The sequence below is a fragment of the Pseudomonas profundi genome (assembly GCF_008638305.1).
GTDB classification, from domain to species: domain Bacteria; phylum Pseudomonadota; class Gammaproteobacteria; order Pseudomonadales; family Pseudomonadaceae; genus Halopseudomonas; species Halopseudomonas profundi.
Map to the genome: position 1 here is coordinate 1 of NZ_VTPZ01000050.1, position 454 is coordinate 454.

Genomic DNA, 454 nt, shown 5'->3' on the forward strand with positions numbered 1-454 from the left:
CGCTGCAGGCGCTCCTTCTCGGCCAGCCGTGAGTAAATCCAGAAGCTCTTTTCTTGCACAAACTGCCGCAGCGTTCCCTCCTCTACCTCAGGCGGGGTCGATAGAATCAAGCTGCCATCGCGCTCGACTGTGATCTGCATCGTTTTGCGCCGAGCGCTGCGCCGAATCGTCAGGTGCAGATCGTCCACTGTCAGCATCAGATTGCTCACACCATCATCAACCTTTCGTGGCTGGCCCTTGCCTGATCGATCAACCGGTCAGCCAGCAAACCCGCCGTATCGGTATCCACCAGCGGTGGCCGCAAGTGCATCAGATGATCAAATAGCTGTCCGGCCAGCTCTTCCTGGGCTGAACGCTTGCGTGGACTCCATATATCGCGATGGCTCTGCAACTCATCCACCAATAGATCAACCAGTTCAACTGTCACGTCCTTCAAACGCAGCAATTCACTGGG

Annotated in this window: 2 protein-coding genes; both read right to left on the bottom strand. The window is 56.4% G+C overall.

Annotation, left to right across the window (positions count from 1 at the left end):
• Positions 1-209: YgjP-like metallopeptidase domain-containing protein (locus FZE95_RS19520; RefSeq protein WP_150302454.1), on the bottom strand; the 209-nt coding region annotated here is incomplete at its 3' end.
• On the bottom strand, positions 206-454 hold a 249-nt coding region (locus tag FZE95_RS19525; protein ID WP_150302455.1), incomplete at its 5' end, for a hypothetical protein. The genes FZE95_RS19520 and FZE95_RS19525, both read right to left, overlap by 4 nt.